The following is a 540-nucleotide window of genomic DNA, read 5'->3' on the forward strand; positions in this document are numbered from 1 at the left end:
CAAAAAAAAAGACTTACCATTGCTTCTATTTTAGTGATGCAACCCCAAATTCTTATTTTGGATGAACCTACCATAGGACAAGATTTAAAACATCACACACAAATTATGACTTTTTTACAAAAGTTAAATAATAAAGGAATTACCATTATAATTATTACTCATGATATGTCTTTAATGCTTAATTATACTCAAAGAACTTTGGTTTTGGAACAAGGAAAAATTATTGCAAATACTACTCCTTTAAAAATTTTTACAGATATGTCTTTAATGCAAAAAACTTCTCTCAATCCTATCAGCTTGATTGTTCTTATCAATAAATTGCCATTTACATCAGAACAAAAAAATGTTTTGTTAACTCAAATGTTGGCTTTTTTAAAGGAGGATTGTTGTTATGGCAAATAGTATGTTACAATATTTACCAGGTAATACTTTCATTTATAAAATCCAAGGAGCAACTAAGTTATTGTTTTTAATTTTGGTTTCAGTTGCTTGTATGATGGTCTATCATGTATGGTTTTTGTTAGGACTTGTCTTTTTGTC

General features: G+C 27.6%; 1 pseudogene. It reads left to right on the forward strand.

The features are described from left to right. Positions 1-402: pseudogene (locus OYV_RS04310) on the forward strand (heme ABC transporter ATP-binding protein); the annotation flags it as partial. Positions 403-540 lie beyond the last annotated feature (138 nt).

Source organism: 'Chrysanthemum coronarium' phytoplasma (assembly GCF_000744065.1).
GTDB classification, from domain to species: Bacteria; Bacillota_I; Bacilli_A; order Acholeplasmatales; family Acholeplasmataceae; genus Phytoplasma; species Phytoplasma asteris.